The sequence below is a fragment of the Streptomyces sp. NPDC001513 genome, assembly GCF_042894695.1.
Taxonomy (GTDB): Bacteria; Actinomycetota; Actinomycetes; order Streptomycetales; family Streptomycetaceae; genus Streptomyces.
On the sequence record NZ_JBIAVU010000006.1, the window covers coordinates 434,020 to 451,785 of the forward strand.

Genomic DNA, 17,766 nt, shown 5'->3' on the forward strand with positions numbered 1-17,766 from the left:
GGATATGGTCCATATCCATGATGGATTCATGGGCCACTTTCGGCGCCGACCTGCATCTGGACCTCTCCGCCGGGCGCGGTCTGCGGGCCGGTCTCACCGAGGCGCTGCGCGAGGCCGCGCGCAGCGGGCGGCTGGCGGCCGGGACCCGGCTGCCGTCCTCCCGCACCCTCGCCGCCGACCTGGGCATCGCACGGAACACGGTCGCGGAGGCGTACGCGGAGCTGGTGGCCGAGGGCTGGCTGACCGCCCGCCAGGGCTCCGGCACCCGGGTCGCGGAACGGGCCCGTCCGCGCCGGGCCGCGGCGGCCGCCCCCGTACGGCGCCCCGCGCGCAAGGGGCCCTCGTACAGCCTGCGGCCCGGCTCCCCGGACCTGGGCGGCTTCCCGCGCGCGGCCTGGCTGTCGGCGGCCCGGCGGGCACTGACCGACGCGCCGAACGAGGCCTTCGGGTACGCGTTCGACGGGCGCGGCCGCGTCGAGCTGCGGCAGGCGCTGGCCGGCTACCTGGCGCGGGCCCGCGGGGTGTACGCGGACCCGGACCGGATCGTGCTGTGCGCGGGCTTCCTGCACGGGCTGACCCTGCTGGCGGGCGTGCTGCGGGCGCGGCGGGTGCGGGAGGTCGCGGTGGAGGTGTACGGCCTGGACTTCCACCGGAACCTGCTGGTGCGGGCCGGGCTGCGGACGCGGCCGCTGGGGGTGGACGCGGACGGGGCCCGCACGGGGGAGCTGACCGCGGCGGCGGGCGCGGTGCTGCTGACCCCGGCGCACCAGTTCCCGACGGGCGCGGCCCTGACCCCGGCCCGCCGGGCGGCGGCGGTCGACTGGGCCCGGACCACGGGCGGGCTGATCCTGGAGGACGACTACGACGGGGAGTTCCGCTACGACCGCCAGCCGGTCGGCGCCCTCCAGGGGCTGGACCCGGACCGGGTCGTCTACCTCGGTACGGCCAGCAAGTCCCTCGCGCCGGGGCTGCGGATCGGCTGGATGGTGGTCCCGCCGGGGCTGCTGGACGAGGTCCTCGCGGCCAAGGGCCCCACGGACTGGGCCTCCAGCGCGCTGGAACAGCTCACGCTGGCGGAGTTCATCACCTCGGGGGCGTACGACCGCCACGTGCGCGGGATGCGGCTGCGGTACCGGCGGCGCCGGGACGAGCTGGTGGCGGCGGTGGCGGGCCGGGTGGGGGTGTCGGGGATCGCGGCGGGGCTGCACGCGGTGCTGGACCTTCCGGCGGGGACGGAGCGGTCGGTCCTGCAGTCGGCCGCCTGGCAGGACCTGGCCCTGCACGGCCTGTCGAGCTTCCGGCACCCGGAGGCCGAGGTCGCTCCGCGGGACGCGGTGGTCGTCGGCTACGGGACTCCGTCGGACAGCGCGTGGTCCCCGACACTGGCCGCCCTCGCCGCCGCCCTCCCCTGACGGGCCCGCCTGCGGCCCGGCTGCCGGGGCTCCGCCCCGGACCCCGCGCCTCAATCGCCGGCGGGGCTGGATTTGTCACCCTCCCGGGGACGGGGACGGCTTCGGTGGGGCCGGTTCGCCGAAGCGGGCCAGGGCCAGGGAGCCGGCTACCGCGACGGCGAAGCCGGTGATGGCGAGCCAGGTCAGGCCCTCGCGGGTGCGGTCGCCGAGCCAGACCACGCCCACCACGGCCGGGCCGATCGTTTCGCCGAGCACCAGCCCCGCCGTCGCCGCCGTCACCGAGCCGCGCGCCAGCGCGGAGGTGAGCAGCAGGAAGCCCGCGCCGCCGCCCAGCAGGAGTGCGTACAGCGCCGGGTTGCGCAGGTCCCACGGGGAGTCGATGAGCCGCACCGAGACCTCGACCACCCCGAAGCCCGTGCCCGCGGCCAGGCCCAGGACCAGCGCCCGCGGCCCGTCCGGGAGCCGCCCCGCCACCGCCCCGACGACCAGCACCAGCCCGGCCACCGCCAGCAGCCCCAGCTTCAGCGCGAGCGACCCGGTGCCCGAGCCCTCCTCCCCGGCGGCGAGCCCGAGCATCAGCAGCCCCGCGCACACCACCCACACCGCACCCCACTCCGTCCGGGACAGCCGCATCCGCAGCAGCCGCGCCGCGACCACCGCCGTCACCGCCAGGCTGGCGGCCAGCGCGGCTCCCACCGCGTAGATCGGGATGTGGAGCAGCGCGATGATCTGGAGGACGAAGCCGACCGCGTCGAGGCCGAGGCCCAGCAGGTACCGCCACTGCCGTACGGCGCGCAGGAACAGCGCCGCGTCCACCCCGGACCCCGAGCCCGGCTCCGCCGCCCGCGCCGCGACCGCCTGCAGAACGGACGCCGTGCCGAAGCACACCGCCGCACCGAGTGCGCAAATCATCCCAAGGAGCACGAACTGACTCTAGGTCACGGATCTCACAGCGGCCGGATTCCATCGGCCGGGGCCACCGCTCTACTCTGTCGGCAGCACGCCAGGCCCCAGGGGGAGCAGCAGACATGGACAGCAGCAGCACCAACCAGCGCCGTATGCGCTCCGGCGCGGTCGCCCTCGGCGGCATGGGCCTGCTCGCGGCCACCCTCGTGGCCTGCGGCAGCAGCGACGAGCCCGACAAGCGCTGCGCGTCGCGCTCCACGCTGGAGCACCTGAACAACAAGGACTGCAAGAGCGGCGGCCGCGGCGCGTACTACTACGGCGGATACGTCAGCAGCGGCAAGGTCTCCGGCGGCAGCTTCGACAAGTCCGCCGTCACCCGCGGCGGCATCGGCGGCCACAAGAGCTCCGGCTCCAGCGGCGGCTGACCGCAACCATGCAGCGGCACACCATCGAGCCCCGCCCCGGCTGGCAGAAGACCGTCGAGGAGCAGGGGCTCATCTATCCCCTCACCCGCTACCCCGACGACTCCCTGCGCCCCTACTGGGACGAGAGCGCGTACTACTCCTTCTCGCTCCCCGAGGTCGAGGCCCTGGAGAACGTCGTCGAGGAGCTGCACGCCATGTGCCTGGCGGCGGCCGCGCACATCGTCGAGCACGACCGCTTCGCCGACCTCGGCATCACCGATCCCGGGCTGGCCGCGCTGATCGCCGAGTCCTGGCGCCGGCGCGCCGAACAGCCCTCCCTCTACGGCCGTTTCGACCTGCGCTACGACGGCTCCGGCAGCCCGGCCAAGATGCTGGAGTACAACGCCGACACCCCCACCTCCCTCGTGGAGGCGGCCAGTCCGCAGTGGTTCTGGATGGAGGACCGGTTCCCCGGCGCCGACCAGTGGAACTCCCTCCACGAGCGCCTCGTCGACGCCTGGCGCCGCCAGGCCGAGCTGTTGCCGCCCGGCCCGCTGCACTTCGCGCACTCCGAGACCGACGAGCTCGGCGAGGACCTGATGACGGTCGCCTACCTCCAGGAGACCGCGGAGCAGGCCGGCCTGGACACCCACGCCCTCTCCGTCGAGCAGATCGGCTGGGACAGCCTGTCCGGCCGGTTCGTGGACGAGAAGCTCGGCTTCATCCGCAGCTGCTTCAAGCTCTACCCGTGGGAGTGGCTGGCCACGGACGAGTTCGGCCCGCAGGTCCTCGGCACGTACGACCACGGCGGCGGCACCGGCACCACCTGCTGGATCGAACCCCTGTGGAAGATGCTGCTCTCCAACAAGGCGCTGCTGGCGATCCTGTGGGAGCTCTTCCCCGAGCACCCGAACCTGCTGCCCGCCTACCTCGACGGACCGCGCGAGCTGGCCGAGGCCGGATCCGCCGGCTTCGTGGCCAAGCCCCTCTTGGGCCGCGAGGGCGCGGGCGTCACCCTGCACGGACCGGGCGACGAGGGCGGCGAGCCCTTCGTACCGGAGGAGGGCGAGCGGTACTGCTTCCAGGGCCTGGCCCCGCTGCCCGACTTCGACGGCAACCGGGTGGTGCTCGGCGCGTGGGTCGTCGAGGACGAGGCGGCGGGGCTCGGCATCCGAGAATCGGCGGGGCCGGTCACGGACGAGTACGCCCGCTTCCTGCCCCACGTGATCCTCTGAGGCTTGTTTGGAGGCTCAGGCCAGCACCGCCCTGAGCTGGTCCAGCCCCCAGTCCAGGTCCTCCTTGCTGATCACCAGCGGCGGGGCGAGCCGGATCGTCGATCCGTGGGTGTCCTTCACCAGCACCCCCCGGTCCATCAGCTTCTCGGAGATCTCCCGGCCCGTCCCGTGGCCCGGGGCGATGTCCACGCCCGCCCACAGCCCGCGGCCCCGTACGGCGGTCACGGCGCCCCCGCCGACCAGCAGGCCCAGCTCGTGGTGCAGGTGGTCGCCCAGCTCGGTGGCGCGCTGCTGGAACTCGCCGGTCCGGAGCATCGCGACGACCTCCAGGGCGACGGCGCACGCGAGCGGGTTCCCGCCGAAGGTGGACCCGTGCTGCCCCGGCCGGAACACCCCGAGCACGTCCCGGTCGGCGACGACGGCCGACACCGGCACCACGCCGCCGCCGAGCGCCTTGCCGAGGATGTAGACGTCGGGGACGACCCCCTCGTGCTCGCAGGCGAAGGTCTTCCCGGTCCGCCCCAGCCCCGACTGGATCTCGTCCGCCATGAAGAGGACGTTCCGCTCGCGGGTCAGCTCCCGTACGCCGCTCAGGTACCCGGCGGGCGGCACCAGCACCCCCGCCTCGCCCTGGATCGGCTCCAGCAGCACGGCCACCGTGTTCTCGGTGACGGCGTGGGACAGCGCGGTGAGGTCCCCGTACGGGACGATCTCGAAGCCCGGCGTGTACGGACCGAAGTGGTCGCGGGCGTCGTGGTCCGTCGAGAAGGAGACGACGGTCGTGGTCCGGCCGTGGAAGTTGTCGGCGGCGACCACGATCTTGGCGTGCCCGTCCGGGACGCCCTTGACCTCGTAGCCCCACTTGCGGGCGGTCTTCACCGCCGTCTCCACGGCCTCCGCGCCCGTGTTCATCGGCAGCACCATCTCCTTGCCGCAGAGCGCGGCGAGCTCGGTACAGAAGTCGGCGAACCGGTCGTGGTGGAAGGCGCGCGAGGTGAGCGTGACCCGCTCCAGCTGGGCCCGGGCGGCATCGATCAGACGCCGGTTGCCGTGCCCGAAGTTGAGGGCGGAGTACCCGGCGAGCATGTCGAGGTATCTGCGGCCCTCCACGTCGGTCATCCACGCACCGTCCGCGGACGCGACGACGACGGGCAGCGGATGGTAGGTGTGCGCGCTGTGCGCGTCGGCGGAGCGGATGACTTCAGCAGTTGTCGACACGGGGTCTCCGATCGTCCGTCTTGCCCGGTGCGGCGGTGACGAGGGTGGCGTCACCCTTCTTATCGTCGCTTTCTTATCGTCGCTTTGATGCCGGACGCGGAAACCTTCCGCGTCGCGCGGCGGCCGTCGCGCGGCGGCTAAGGTGGGCGGTACGCACGGCGACTGGCGCACGGAGAACGAACTCCGGGGGAGTCGTGCGCGTTCGACCGCATTCAGGGCCGCTCGCCTGGGCCTCGCGGGGTACCGATCACATCGACCCCGGAGGAGCCCGCCATGTCCGCGAGCCGCCATCCCGCCCTTTCCGCGACCGACCCCGAACTGGCGTCGTTCGTCGCGGCGGAGGAAGTCCTCCAGGCGCAGACGCTGCGCCTGATCCCCAGTGAGAACTACGTGTCCGCGGCCGTCCTGGAGGCCTCCGGCACCGTGCTGCAGAACAAGTACAGCGAGGGCTATCCCGGCCGCCGCTACTACGAGGGCCAGCAGAACATCGACCGCGTCGAGGCCCTGGCGGTCGAGCGGGCGAAGGGCCTGTTCGGCGTGGACCACGCGAACGTGCAGCCGTACTCCGGCTCGCCGGCCAACCTGGCCGTGTACCTGGCCTTCGCGAAGCCGGGCGACACCGTGATGGGCATGGCCCTGCCGATGGGCGGCCACCTGACGCACGGCTGGGGCGTCTCGGCGACCGGCTCGTGGTTCCGGGGCGTGCAGTACGGCGTCCAGGCCGACACCGGGCTCATCGACTACGACGCCGTGCGCGACCTGGCCCTCGCCGAGCGGCCCAAGCTGATCTTCTGCGGCGGCACCGCCCTGCCGCGCACGATCGACTTCGCGGCCTTCGCCTCCATCGCCGAGGAGGCGGGCTCGGTCCTGGTCGCGGACGTGGCCCACATCGCGGGCCTGATCGCGGGCGGCGCGCACCCGTCCCCGGCGGGGCACGTGGACGTCATCTCCACCACGACGCACAAGACCCTGCGCGGTCCGCGGGGCGCGATGCTGATGTGCCGGGAGGAGCACGCGAAGGCCATCGACAAGGCGGTCTTCCCCGGCCTCCAGGGCGGCCCGCACAACCAGACGACGGCCGGTATCGCGGTGGCCCTGCACGAGGCGGCCCAGCCGTCGTTCGTCTCGTACGCGCACGCGGTCGTCGCCAACGCGAAGGCGCTGGCCGCGGCGCTGCTGGAGCGGGGCTTCGACCTGGTCTCGGGCGGCACCGACAACCACCTGATCCTGATCGACCTGACGGGCAAGGACGTGCCGGGCAAGGTCGCGGCGAAGGCCCTGGACCGGGCGGGGATCGTGGTGAACTACAACACGGTCCCGTTCGACCCGCGCAAGCCGTTCGATCCCTCGGGGGTGCGGATCGGTACGCCGTCGCTCACGTCGCGGGGGCTGTCGGCGGAGCACATGCCGGTGGTCGCGGACTGGATCTCGCGCGCGGTCGACGCCGCCTCCAAGGGGGACGAGCCGGCCCTGGCCGCGGTCCGCGCCGAGGTCGCCGACCTCATGGCCGCCTTCCCGGCCCCCGGCCTCCCGCTGTCCTGACCCACGGCCCGCCTGCCGGGGCTCCGCCCCGGACCCCGCACCTCAAACGCCGGAGGGGCTGGATTTCCAGCCCGCCCGGCGTTTGAGGGCGCCCCCGAGCCGGAGAATCGGTCGCTTGGTCGGGGTTGGATCCGGACGGGCCGCTACCGTCCGGTACCCCGGTGCCGTACGGATCCGGTCGGCGCGACCCGCAAGGATCCGGCCGGCGGCGGGCCCGAGCCCGCCCCCGCACCTGAGAGAATGGGGCCATGGCTTCTGATCGTCCTCGCGCGCTCTCCGGCATCCAGCCCACCTCCGGTTCGTTCCACCTCGGGAACTACCTCGGAGCCATTCGCCAGTACGTCGCCCTGCAGGAGACGCACGACGCGTTCTACATGGTGGTCGACCTGCACGCGATCACCATGCCGCAGGATCCGAAGGATCTCCGCGCGAACACCCGCCTCTCCGCCGCGCAGCTGCTCGCCGCCGGCCTGGACCCCGAGCGCTGCACGCTCTTCATCCAGAGCCACGTGCCCGAGCACGCCCAGCTCGGCTGGGTCATGAACTGCATCACCGGTTTCGGCGAGGCCAGCCGGATGACCCAGTTCAAGGACAAGTCCGCCAAGGGCGGTGTCAACAGCGCCAGCGTCGGCCTCTTCACGTACCCGATCCTGCAGGTCGCCGACATCCTGCTCTACCAGGCGAACGCCGTCCCCGTCGGCGAGGACCAGCGCCAGCACATCGAGCTGACCCGCGACCTCGCCGAGCGCTTCAACACGCGCTACGGCCAGACCTTCACCCTGCCCGCCGCGCACATCGTCAAGGAGGTCGCGAAGATCTACGACCTCCAGGACCCGGCGATCAAGATGTCGAAGTCCGCGTCGTCGCCCAAGGGCCTGATCAACCTCCTCGACGAGCCCAAGGTCACCGAGAAGAAGATCAAGAGCGCGGTCACCGACACCGAGGCCGAGATCCGCTTCGACACGGAGAAGAAGCCCGGCGTCAGCAATCTGCTCACGATCTACTCCACCCTCACGGGCGAGACGATCCCCGAGCTGGAGGCGAAGTACGAGGGCAAGGGCTACGGCGCGCTGAAGACCGACCTGGCCGGTGTGATGGTCGATTTCGTCACACCGTTCAAGCAGCGCACCCAGGAGTACCTGGACGACCCGGAAACGCTGGATTCCATCCTGGCCAAGGGCGCGGAGAAGGCCCGTGCGGTCGCCGCCGAGACGCTCGCGCAGGCGTACGACCGGCTCGGTCTGGTGCCCGCCAAGCACTGACGAACGCAACTACGGACAGAGGGCCCTGGCAAGAACGGGGGTGCTGCCGCCACACTGGGGCGGCAGCAGTCCACAGCGACAAGCGGAGGAGAGATACGTGGGGACCGTAACGCTCGGCGTTTCGATCGCGGTCCCGGAGCCGTACGGCAGCCAGCTCCAGCAGCGGCGCGCCGGCTTCGGGGACGCCGCCGCGCACGGCATCCCCACGCACGTCACCCTCGTACCGCCGACCGAGGTGGAGGCGGACCGGCTCCCGGCGATCCGGGCCCACCTCGCCGAGGTCGCGGCCGCCTCCTGCGCCTTCCGGATGCGGCTGGGCGGGACGGGGACCTTCCGCCCCCTCTCGCCGGTCGTCTTCGTCCAGATCGTCGAGGGCGCCGCGGGCTGCACCCGCCTCCAGGGCGAGGTCCGCGACCCCCACGGGCCGCTCAGCCGTGAGCTGGCCTTCCCGTACCACCCCCACGTCACCGTCGCCCACGGGATCTCCGAGGAGGCGATGGACCTGGCGTTCTCGGCCCTCTCCGAGTACGCCGCCGAGTGGCTGTGCGAGGGCTTCGCGCTCTACGAGCAGGGCTCGGACGGGGTCTGGCGCAAGCTGCGCGAGTACCCCTTCGGGACCGGTGCGATCGGCGTACCGCCGCAGCCGGCCTGGCCCGCGGGCGAGGCGGCGGGAGCCACCGGGGCCACGGCGCTGCCCTCCTGACGCAGCGGGCGCAGGGTGAGCCGGGCGGTGCGCCGGGCGCGGAATCTCAGCCTTCGCAGGACCAGCGTGTGGAACGGGCGACCGTCAGGGCGCGTTTCGGAAAAAGTCACAGTCGACGACCGTAGTACCCAAAACCGACAATCCCGGCTATTTACGTCGGCTCATTTACGGTGACCCCATGGACTGGCTGAGGAAACTCCCGGTGATCGGGCCGCTCGTGGTCCGTCTCATGCGGACGCACGCGTGGCGTTCGTACGAGCGCCTCGACCGCGTGCACTGGACCCGGCTCGCCGCCGCCATCACCTTCATCAGCTTCCTCGCGCTCTTCCCGCTGATCACCGTGGCCGCCGCGGTGGGCGCGGCACTGCTCAGCGAGAAGCAGCTGGACCAGCTGGAGAAGAACCTCTCCGAGCAGGTCCCGGGCATCTCCGACCAGCTGAACATCGAGGGGCTGGTCGCGAACGCGGGCACCGTCGGGCTCGTCGCCGGCGCCCTCCTGCTGTTCACCGGCATCGGGTGGGTGGGCGCGATGCGGGACTGCCTGCGCGCCGTGTGGGACAAGGACGACGAGGACGACGGGAACCCCATCGTCCGCAAGGGCAAGGACGGGCTCGTCCTCCTCGGCCTCGGCGGGGTGGGCCTGGCCTCGGCCGCGGCCTCGATCTTCGGCTCCTCGGCGGTCGGGAAGTCCGCCGAGTGGCTGGGCATCCCGCGCGAGGGCGCGGGCGGCGCCCTGCTGCGCGCCGCCGCCTTCGTCGTCGGCGTCGTGGCCGCCTTCCTGGTGCTGCTCTACCTCCTGACCCTGCTCCCCGGGGTGGAACCGCCGCGCCGCCGCCTGATCGAGGCGGCGCTCATCGGCGCGGCGGGCTTCGAGCTGCTGAAGCTGCTGCTCAGCGGCTACATGCGGGAGGTCGCCGCGAAGAGCATGTACGGGGCCTTCGGCGTGCCGATCGCCCTGCTGCTCTGGATCAACTTCACGGCGAAACTGCTGCTGTACGTCGCGTCCTGGACGGCCACCCGGGACCCGGACGAAGACCCGAACCCCCAGGTGAGAGCCGACGCAGACGCTTCCGGGTGAATCCCGGGCCCGGCCCGGCCTGGTCCCGGCCCGGCCCGGACCGGGACTACACCAGGTCCTCGCCCCGGCCGCGGCGGCCGCGGGGCCAGCGGCGGTTGACCACGAAGGCGCCGCCCGCCAGTACGGCCAGCACGCCGCCCGCGACGCCCAGCGCGGTGCCCACGCCGCCCGAGCCCTTCCCGGCCGCCGACGGGTTGTTCTCGTGCGACTGGGCCGGGGATCCGTGCGAGGAGGTGTCCGCGCTCTTCGGCGGCACCAGCTCACCCACCGGCCTGACCTTCCCGGCGGCCGCGAACCCCCAGTCGAACAGCGCAGCGGTCTCCTCGTAGACCGAGTTCGCACCGCCCGCACCCGGGTTCATCACCGTGACCAGCAGCTTCCTGGAGCCCTGCTGGGCGGCGCCGGTGAAGGTGGAGCCGGCCATGGTGGTGTTGCCGTTCTTCACCCCGGCGATGCCCTTGTACGGGGAGAGGCCGCCCGAGCCCGTCATCAGCCGGTTGGTGTTCTGGATCTCGAAGTACTCGCGCGGCTTCCCCGCCTCCTGCCGGCCGGGGAACTTCGCCTCGGCCGTGCCGCAGTACTCGCGGAAGTCCTGCTTCTGCAGGCCGGAGCGGGCGATGAGCGTCAGGTCGTACGCGCTCGACACCTGTTCGGGGGCGTCGTACCCGTCGGGGGACACGACGTGCGTGTCGAGGGCCTGGAGCTCCTCGGCGTGCGCCTGCATGTCCTTGACGGTCTTCTCGATGCCGCCGTTCATGGCCGAAAGTACGTGCACGGCGTCGTTCCCCGACCGCAGGAACACCCCGAGCCACAGGTCGTGGACCGAGTATTCGAGTTCCTCCTTGACGCCGACCAGGCTGCTGCCCTGGCCCACGCCGTCCATGTCCTGCTCGGTGACCTTGTGGACCTGCTCCTTGGGCAGGCTCGGCAGCACGGTGTCGGCGAAGAGCATCTTCATGGTGGAGGCCGGGGGAAGCCGCCAGTGCGCGTTGTACGCCGCCAGGACCTCGCCCGACTCGGCGTCCGCCACGATCCAGGACCGCCCGGTGAGGTTCGTCGGCAGGGCGGGCGCGCCGGGCAGCAGGTTCACCTGGGTCCCCGGCTGGCCGAGCAGCGATCCGCCGACCGTGGACATCGACGCGGGCGGCGCGGGCGCCTGCGGAGCCTTGGCGGGCCCGCCCTTCCCGTCGGCCGGCGGGGTCGGCGCGGCGTGGGCGGGGGCCACCAGCAGGGAGGGCACCAGCAACGCGGCGGAAAGGACCGTCAGCGCGGTCGTCTTGGCAGACACGCAGGTGAAAGTACCTCCCGATGAGCTGTCCGGCGTCGCGGACCGGCCATTTCGGTGCAACCACCCCCGGGACAGCCCACCCCGGCGCGTCCGTCCTGGGGACGAATCCGATACTGAGGGCATGAAACTCAGCCGTGCCGCCTCCTGGTTCCTGCTCTCCTTCGGAGTGTGGAGCTGGTTCATCTGGGTGTCTTTCGTCCGGAACCTGTGGAAGAACGGCAGTGGCCAGGCCTTCGATGCGGCGGGCGATCCCACGTCCTACTTCTGGGTGCACCTGACGCTCGCGGTGACGTCCTTTCTCCTGGGGACGGCGGTCGGTGTGATCGGGTTGCGCGGGGTCCGGGCCCTGCGGCGTGAATCACGCACGGGCACGGGCACGGGCGCCGGCAGGGACGCGGGTGCCCCGGCATGACGATCCTCGTCTTCGCGCTCGTCGCGCTCGCGGTCTGCGCCCTGCTGGTGCTGGTCCACCGCTGGCTCTGGATCCGGCTGGTCCGCGACACCACGGCGCCCGGCGCCCTCACCCGCCGCATCGGCACGGCTCTGACCATCGCCCTGCCCCTCCTCTCTGTGGCCGCCCTGACCACGGGTCGTGCCGGAGCCCCCTTCTGGCTGCAGCAGACGGTGGCCTGGCCGGGATACCTCTGGCTCGCGGTGCTCCTGTACCTGACCCTGACGATGCTGGTCGCGGAGCCGATCCGCGCGCTGTTGCTCCGCCGTCTGGCCCACCGGGTCCCCTCCGGGGCGGTCGCCGGGCCTCCCGCGCCGCAGACCGTCCCCCGGGCCGCCGCCCCCGAGCCCGCTCCCGGGTCCGCCCCCGAGCCCGCGCCCGAGCCGGCCCCGGCGCCCGTCGCGGCCGCCACCGCCGAGCCCGCCCCCGAGCCCGCGGTCATGGCCCTGGAGCTGACCCGTCGGCGGTTCGTCGCGCGGGCGGTCGGCGGGGCGGCCGCCGCCGTGGCCGTCGGCACCGTCGCCACCGGGACCTACGGGGTCCTGCGCGGGCCGAGCGTCCGGCGGGTGCAGGTCCCGCTGGCGAAGCTGCCGCGCGCGGCGCACGGTTTCCGCATCGCCGTCGTCAGCGACGTCCACCTCGGCCCGGTGCTCGGCCGCGCCCACACCCAGCGCATCGTCGACACCGTCAACCGCACCCAGCCCGACCTCATCGCGATCGTCGGCGACCTCGTCGACGGCAGCGTCCCCGACCTCGGGCCCGCCGCCGAGCCGCTGCGCCGGCTCAGCGCCCGCCACGGCTCGTACTTCGTGACCGGCAACCACGAGTACTTCTCCGGGGCGCAGCAGTGGATCGACCACGTCCGCGAACTCGGCCTGAACCCGCTGGAGAACGCCCGCCGCGCCCTGCCCCACTTCGACCTCGCCGGCGTCAACGACATCCAGGGCGAACTGGAGGGGAAGGGCCCCGACTTCCAGGCGGCCCTCGGTGACCGGGACCGCTCGCGGGCGGCCGTACTCCTCGCCCACCAGCCCGTGGTCATCCACGATGCCGTCCGCCACGGCGTCGACCTCCAGCTCTCCGGCCACACCCACGGCGGCCAGCTCTGGCCGGGCAACTACCTCGCCGAGCTCGCCAACCCCACCGTCGCCGGGCTGGAGCGGTACGGGGACACCCAGCTCTACGTGTCCCGCGGGGCCGGCGCCTGGGGACCCCCGGTCCGGGTGGGCGCGCCGTCCGACATCACGGTCGTGGAACTCGCCTCATACCAGGCCTGACCCGCCCCAACCGCCCTTGAACTCCCGGGAATCTGCCTTCCGGCAGCTGATATTCCGTGATGGGATGACCGTTAATCGGACAGTGTTGCGCTGTCAGCGGGACAAGGGGTGGGGTTCACGGGATGCGGTCTGTCCGCTGGAAGATCATCGCGGCCGGGCTGGTCCTCGGCGTGGCCGGCGTCAGCGCCTGGCAGTTGCTGCCCGAGGACGGCAGCAGCCGGGGCGCCATCCGGGTCGGGACGAGCGACGTGGTCTCCTCCCTCGACCCCGCCGGGGCGTACGACGTAGGTTCCTGGGCCCTGTTCGGCAACGTCTACCAGTCGCTGCTGACCGTCAAGCCCGGCTCCGACGCCCCCGTGCCGGACGCCGCCTCCTCCTGCGGGTTCGTCGGCCAGAAGCTCACCACCTACCGGTGCGAGCTGCGCCCCGACGTGAAGTTCGCCGGCGGCCGCGCGATCACCGCCGAGGACGTCAAGCACTCCTTCGACCGCATCAAGGCGATCAACTCCGACCAGGGCCCGGCCCCGCTGTTCAACACCCTGGAGTCGGTCAAGGCCGAGGGCCGGACGGTCACCTTCAACCTCTCCGCCGGCGACGCCACCTTCCCGTTCAAGATCGCGACGGGTGCCGCCTCGATCGTCGACAAGGCCAAGTACCCGGCGAAGTCCCTGCGCGACGACGGCAGGATCGACGGCTCCGGCCCGTACACGCTGGGCGCGTACAAGGCCGGTACGAGCGCCGAGCTCAAGCCCAACACCTCGTACAAGGGGCAGGGCAAGCCCGCCCGCACTCCCGTCACGGTGAAGTACTACAAGGACTCCGCGGACCTCGACCAGGCCTGGAACGCCCGCCAGGTCGAGGTCGCCCACCGGGAGATGCCGCCGGCCGTGCTCGCCGGCCTCAACCCGGGCATGAAGGACGTCCGTTACCAGGCCGCCGGTGGCGGCGAGACCCGCTCGATGGTCTTCAACGTCCGCCCCGGCTCCGCCGCCGCGCCGCTCGCCGTCCGCCAGGCCGTCGCCGCCCTCCTCGACCGCTCCAAGGTGGCGAGCGACGTCTACCTGGGCACCGTCACCCCGCTGTACTCCCTGGTCCCGGCGGGCATCGCCGGTCACAGCACGCCCTTCTTCGACGCGTACCCGACGCCCAACGGAGCCACCGCGAAGAAGCTCCTCAAGGACGCCGGGATCAACGCCACCGTTCCGCTCACCCTGGGGGTGAACGTGCGCGGCGCGAACGTCGCCGAGGCCGAGGAGCTCAAGCGGCAGCTGGAGGGCACCGGGCTCTTCCAGGTGACGGTCAAGCCGGTCGAGAAGTGGGCCGACTACCAGAAGGCCTACGCGGCGGGCGAGTTCGACGCCTACACGATCGGTTGGGTCGCCGACTTCCCGGACGCGGACAACTTCCTCTCCCCGCTCGTCGGCGCCGACTCGTCCATGAACAACGGCTTCTCCGACAAGCGCGTCGACGAGCTGATCACCCGTACCCAGTCCCACTCGGACCGGGCCGACGCGGCCGCCGAGTTCCGCGACCTCCAGAAGGCGGTCGCCCAGCAGGCCCCGCTGGTGCCGATCTGGCAGAAGAAGGACTACGTGATGTCCCGCGACGCCGTCACCGGCGCCCAGTACCTGTCGGACGGCACCGGGGTCTGGCGCCTGTGGGAACTCGACTGGCTCTGAGCGCGGGGCCCCGGTCCTACGCGGGGTCCGGCTTCGACTTCGACTTCGACTTCGGGTCCGGCTCAGGGGCCGGGTCCGGGTCCGATGCCTTGCGCCGGGCCCCGGCCGTGGCCGTCTGTGCCATGCCCGGCAGGAAGTCCGCGAAGAGTTCGTGCACTTCCCGCACCAGCGGCCGCAGCACCCGGAACCGGGCCAGGACGATGCCCCGCGTCGTCAGCTGCGCGCCGCGCTCGGCGAGCCGCCGCGTCTTCTCGCTGTTCGGGGAGCGGTCGAAGACCCAGTAGAGGACCAGGCCCATCTGCGAGAGCCACATGAGCTCGGGCAGTACGTCGGCCAGCTCGGCCGGCACCTTGGTCTTCGCCCCCGCCAGCACCTCGCGGTGGATGTCGATCGCCGCCTGCCGCGCCGTCTCGGATTCCGGCGAGAACGGGCTGAGCGGACTCTCGGGGTCGGCCGCGTTCTTGAAGAACTGCGAGGCGAACTCGTGGTACGGGGCCGCGATGTCCATCCAGCTGGTCAGTACGCCCGCGAGCCGCTTCTGCAGATCGGTCTCGTTGTCCAGGATGGGCCGGACCGCCGCCTGGTGTGCCGCGCCGATCCGGTCGTAGAACCCCTGGACCAGGTGTTCCTTCGATTCGAAGTAGTAGTAGGCGTTGCCGACCGAGACACCGGCCTCCTTTGCGATACCCCGCATCGTCGTCTTGTCGAAGCCGCGCTCCTGGAAGAGACGGAGCGCGGTTTCGAGGATGAGCGTGCGGGTCTGCTCGCTCTTGGGAGCCTTCTGATCAGTCACGGTGGATGAGCCTATCGGGGGACCGGACAGTGGTCGTCACAGGCCGGTCCCTCCACACCGTCGGGCGACCCCTCGGTCCGTACCGCCTGCCGCCAGGCGGAGGCGGTGTACATGGCCGCCCGGGCGAAGGGCCGGCCGGCCGCGGTGGCCAGCCAGTTGGCCTTCGGACGGTGTTCCACCAGCGCCCACAGGCAGACGATGAAGGCGTCGGTCCCGGTCCACACCTGCCCCGAGTCCCCGATCACGGTGATCTCCTTCAGCGTCGACGCGTGGTCGAGCTGCGGGTACCGGCGCTGCGCCTCGTACGAGGCCGCGGGGATCAGGGCGAGCGGGACCAGCCAGCGCTGCCCGAGCAGCCAGTGCCGGATGTGCACGCAGAGCGGGCAGTTCGCGTCGTAGAGGACGGTCAGTTTCCGCACCGCTCCCGTGGGGGCCACGGCTCAGGCCCCGGTGGGCGCGGTCCACCCCTGCGGGGCGACGGGCGGGGTCTGCTGGTGCTCCATGATGCCCCGGCGGCGCATCTTGTTCAGTACGTACACGTTTCCGAGGTGCATGACCCCGAGGACGAGCAGGACGACGCCGAGCTTGACCGAGAGGGCCTCGAAGAGGCCGCGGGCGGTTTCGATCTCCTCGCTCGACCTCAGGTAGAGCGTGACGAAGCCGATGTTCACCAGGTAGAAGCCGACCACGAGGAGTTGGTTGACGGCGTCCGCGAGCTTCTCGTTCCCCTGGAGGACGTCGCCGATGAAGACCCGGCCGTTGCGGCTGAGCGTGCGGGCCACCCAGACGGTGAGACCGATGCTGATCAGCAGGTAGATGACGTACGTGACCACGGTGAGGTCCATGGACCCAGCCCCCTTGAACGCGTTCAAATGCTTACGTCGTTGACTGTAGGGCCTTTTTTGAACAAGTTCAAGCGAACGGTCGGGGGCTTTCCGGCTGGGCCGGACGGCCCCATCGCCTCACCCGGTCGTGGCGACGCCCGGCGACAGCCGCAACCACGATGCGTTACACATAGCCGCCGAGAGTAACCGTCACCTGCATTCGAAAGTGAGGCGGCCCATGTCGGTCGAGACAGCCCCAGGCACCCGGACCGGAACGGCGCAGCAGCAGGAACAGGAACAGCTCAGCCTGAGTACGGCGGCGGCGCGCAACCTCGCGACGACGACCAAGTCCGAACCGCAGATGCAGGGCATCAGCTCCCGCTGGCTCCTGCGGAAGCTGCCCTGGGTGCACACGCCCGGCGGCGTCTACCGGGTGAACCGGCGGCTCTCGTACACCCTCGGCGACGGCCGCGTCACCTTCGTCAAGAACGGCTCCAAGGTCCACGTCATCCCGGCCGAGCTGACCGAGCTGCCGCTGCTGCGCGGCTTCGAAGACCCGCTCGCGCTCGGCGCGCTGGCCGAGAAGTTCGTGCAGAAGGAGTACCAGCCCGGCCAGGTCATCGTGCACTCGGGGAAGAAGGCCGACCACGTCTTCCTCATCGCCCACGGCAAGGTCGAGAAGATCTGCGCGGGCAAGTACGGGGACGAGAACGTCGTCGGCCGGCTCGGCGACGGCGACACCTTCGGCGGCCACACCCTGGCCCGCGCCAAGGGCACCACCTGGGAGTTCACCGCCCGAGCGGCGACCGCCGTCACGATCCTCGCGCTCCCGGAGACGGCGTACCGGGCGGTCGCCGACCAGTACGCCCACCTGCGCGCGCACGTCGCGGGACTGGGCGGCAGCCGCAACGGCTTCCGCACCAACCGGGCCGGCGAGAAGGCCATCGAACTGAGCGCCGGCCACCACGGAGAGCACGCACTGCCCGGCGCCTTCGCCGACTACGAGCTCAAGCCGCGCGAGTACGAGCTGAGCGTGGCCCAGACCGTGCTGAGGGTGCACACCCGCGTCGCCGACCTCTACAACCAGCCGATGAACCAGACCCACCAGCAGCTGCGGCTCACCGTCCAGGAGCTGCGGGAGCGGCAGGAGCACGAGCTCGTCAACAACCCGGAGTTCGGACTGCTCCACAACGCCGACTTCGACCAGCGCATCCAGACCCACTGCGGCCCGCCGACCCCGGACGACCTCGACGACCTGCTCTCCATGCGGCGCGGCACCCAGTACCTGTTCGCCCACCCGAAGGCCATCGCCGCCTTCGGCAAGGAGTGCAACAAGCGCGGCATCGGCCTCGGCAGCGTCGAGGTCGACGGCCACCACATCCCCGCCTGGCGGGGGGTGCCGATCCTGCCCTGCGGGAAGATCCCGCTCACCGGGCAGCACACCTCCTCGATCATCGCGGTGCGCACCGGCGAGGACAACGAGGGCGTGATCGGCCTCTACCAGACCGGCCTGCCGGACGAGTACGAGCCGGGGCTCAACGTCCGCTTCATGGGCATCGACGAGCGCGCGATCATCTCGTACCTCGTCAGCGCCTACTACTCGGCGGCCGTGCTGGTCCCGGACGCCGTCGGCGTCCTGGAGAACGTCGAGGTCCGTCCGCGCGCGTGAGGGCGGGGGCGCCCACCGGCCGGGC

Annotated in this window: 17 protein-coding genes and 1 riboswitch; of the genes, 11 read left to right on the forward strand and 6 right to left on the reverse strand. The window is 71.9% G+C overall.

The features are described 5' to 3' along the window. Nucleotides 1–17: 17 nt before the first annotated feature. Nucleotides 18–1,412, forward strand: a complete 1,395-nt coding sequence (locus ACFYZ4_RS16700) for a PLP-dependent aminotransferase family protein (protein ID WP_390784207.1) — start codon at nucleotides 18–20, stop codon at nucleotides 1,410–1,412. Nucleotides 1,413–1,487: 75 nt separating this feature from the next. Here the strand turns inward: ACFYZ4_RS16700 and ACFYZ4_RS16705 are convergent, their stop codons facing one another. Beyond that, nucleotides 1,488–2,324 carry a hypothetical protein gene (locus tag ACFYZ4_RS16705; RefSeq protein WP_351300804.1) on the reverse strand — a complete coding sequence of 279 codons (837 nt, stop codon included), beginning with the start codon at nucleotides 2,322–2,324 and terminating at the stop codon, nucleotides 1,488–1,490. 116 nt (nucleotides 2,325–2,440) lie between these two features. Between ACFYZ4_RS16705 and ACFYZ4_RS16710 the strand changes: the two genes are divergently transcribed. Both ACFYZ4_RS16710 and ACFYZ4_RS16715 read left to right on the forward strand, forming a co-directional pair. After that, nucleotides 2,441–2,743: a hypothetical protein gene (locus ACFYZ4_RS16710; RefSeq protein WP_351300807.1), complete on the forward strand. Its 303-nt coding sequence runs from the start codon at nucleotides 2,441–2,443 to the stop codon at nucleotides 2,741–2,743. Between the two features lie 8 nt (nucleotides 2,744–2,751). After that, nucleotides 2,752–3,957 carry a glutathionylspermidine synthase family protein gene (locus ACFYZ4_RS16715; protein ID WP_351300810.1) on the forward strand — a complete coding sequence of 402 codons (1,206 nt, stop codon included), beginning with the start codon at nucleotides 2,752–2,754 and terminating at the stop codon, nucleotides 3,955–3,957. Between the two features lie 15 nt (nucleotides 3,958–3,972). Here the strand turns inward: ACFYZ4_RS16715 and rocD are convergent, their stop codons facing one another. Further along, nucleotides 3,973–5,175, reverse strand: coding sequence for an ornithine--oxo-acid transaminase (gene rocD, locus ACFYZ4_RS16720; protein WP_351300813.1), 1,203 nt, complete (start codon nucleotides 5,173–5,175; stop codon nucleotides 3,973–3,975). Between the two features lie 148 nt (nucleotides 5,176–5,323). Continuing rightward, a riboswitch (ZMP/ZTP riboswitch) is annotated at nucleotides 5,324–5,414 on the forward strand. Nucleotides 5,415–5,448: 34 nt separating this feature from the next. On the opposite strand from rocD, the gene glyA reads away from it, so the two are divergent. The 4 genes from glyA (at nucleotide 5,449) to ACFYZ4_RS16740 (ending at nucleotide 9,760) form a co-directional block, all read left to right on the forward strand. Next, the gene (glyA, locus tag ACFYZ4_RS16725) at nucleotides 5,449–6,717 is read left to right on the forward strand and encodes a serine hydroxymethyltransferase (RefSeq protein WP_390784208.1); all 1,269 of its coding nucleotides are present in this window, start codon (nucleotides 5,449–5,451) and stop codon (nucleotides 6,715–6,717) included. Nucleotides 6,718–6,965: 248 nt separating this feature from the next. Next, nucleotides 6,966–7,979 carry a tryptophan--tRNA ligase gene (gene trpS / locus ACFYZ4_RS16730; protein WP_351295096.1) on the forward strand — a complete coding sequence of 338 codons (1,014 nt, stop codon included), beginning with the start codon at nucleotides 6,966–6,968 and terminating at the stop codon, nucleotides 7,977–7,979. Between the two features lie 97 nt (nucleotides 7,980–8,076). Beyond that, nucleotides 8,077–8,682 carry a 2'-5' RNA ligase family protein gene (locus ACFYZ4_RS16735; protein ID WP_351295093.1) on the forward strand — a complete coding sequence of 202 codons (606 nt, stop codon included), beginning with the start codon at nucleotides 8,077–8,079 and terminating at the stop codon, nucleotides 8,680–8,682. Nucleotides 8,683–8,860: 178 nt separating this feature from the next. Then, entirely contained in the window at nucleotides 8,861–9,760 is a 900-nt protein-coding gene (locus ACFYZ4_RS16740) for a YihY/virulence factor BrkB family protein (protein WP_390784209.1), read from the forward strand. Between the two features lie 46 nt (nucleotides 9,761–9,806). Here ACFYZ4_RS16740 and ACFYZ4_RS16745 read toward each other — a convergent pair whose 3' ends face one another. Then, nucleotides 9,807–11,048, reverse strand: a complete 1,242-nt coding sequence (locus tag ACFYZ4_RS16745) for a D-alanyl-D-alanine carboxypeptidase (RefSeq protein ID WP_351295087.1) — start codon at nucleotides 11,046–11,048, stop codon at nucleotides 9,807–9,809. A 121-nt stretch (nucleotides 11,049–11,169) separates the two neighbouring features. Between ACFYZ4_RS16745 and ACFYZ4_RS16750 the strand changes: the two genes are divergently transcribed. From ACFYZ4_RS16750 to ACFYZ4_RS16760, 3 genes are all read left to right on the forward strand, one after another. Then, nucleotides 11,170–11,460: an SCO4848 family membrane protein gene (locus tag ACFYZ4_RS16750; protein WP_351295084.1), complete on the forward strand. Its 291-nt coding sequence runs from the start codon at nucleotides 11,170–11,172 to the stop codon at nucleotides 11,458–11,460. Further along, nucleotides 11,457–12,776, forward strand: coding sequence for a metallophosphoesterase (locus ACFYZ4_RS16755; RefSeq protein WP_390784210.1), 1,320 nt, complete (start codon nucleotides 11,457–11,459; stop codon nucleotides 12,774–12,776). Before ACFYZ4_RS16750 ends, ACFYZ4_RS16755 begins: the two co-directional genes overlap by 4 nt. Before the next feature lie 122 nt (nucleotides 12,777–12,898). Continuing rightward, nucleotides 12,899–14,455, forward strand: a complete 1,557-nt coding sequence (locus ACFYZ4_RS16760; protein WP_390784211.1) for an ABC transporter substrate-binding protein — start codon at nucleotides 12,899–12,901, stop codon at nucleotides 14,453–14,455. A gap of 16 nt (nucleotides 14,456–14,471) precedes the next feature. Here the strand turns inward: ACFYZ4_RS16760 and ACFYZ4_RS16765 are convergent, their stop codons facing one another. The 3 genes from ACFYZ4_RS16765 to ACFYZ4_RS16775 are packed head-to-tail and all read right to left on the reverse strand — an operon-like array spanning nucleotide 14,472 to nucleotide 16,093. After that, nucleotides 14,472–15,248, reverse strand: a complete 777-nt coding sequence (locus ACFYZ4_RS16765; protein WP_351295077.1) for a TetR family transcriptional regulator — start codon at nucleotides 15,246–15,248, stop codon at nucleotides 14,472–14,474. A gap of 11 nt (nucleotides 15,249–15,259) precedes the next feature. Further along, nucleotides 15,260–15,667, reverse strand: a complete 408-nt coding sequence (locus tag ACFYZ4_RS16770) for a DCC1-like thiol-disulfide oxidoreductase family protein (RefSeq protein WP_351295075.1) — start codon at nucleotides 15,665–15,667, stop codon at nucleotides 15,260–15,262. 21 nt (nucleotides 15,668–15,688) lie between these two features. Beyond that, entirely contained in the window at nucleotides 15,689–16,093 is a 405-nt protein-coding gene (locus tag ACFYZ4_RS16775) for a hypothetical protein (protein WP_351295073.1), read from the reverse strand. A gap of 217 nt (nucleotides 16,094–16,310) precedes the next feature. Between ACFYZ4_RS16775 and ACFYZ4_RS16780 the strand changes: the two genes are divergently transcribed. Beyond that, a complete protein-coding gene (locus ACFYZ4_RS16780) occupies nucleotides 16,311–17,741 on the forward strand; it encodes a family 2B encapsulin nanocompartment shell protein (RefSeq protein WP_390784212.1) in 1,431 nt (476 codons plus the stop codon). Nucleotides 17,742–17,766 lie beyond the last annotated feature (25 nt).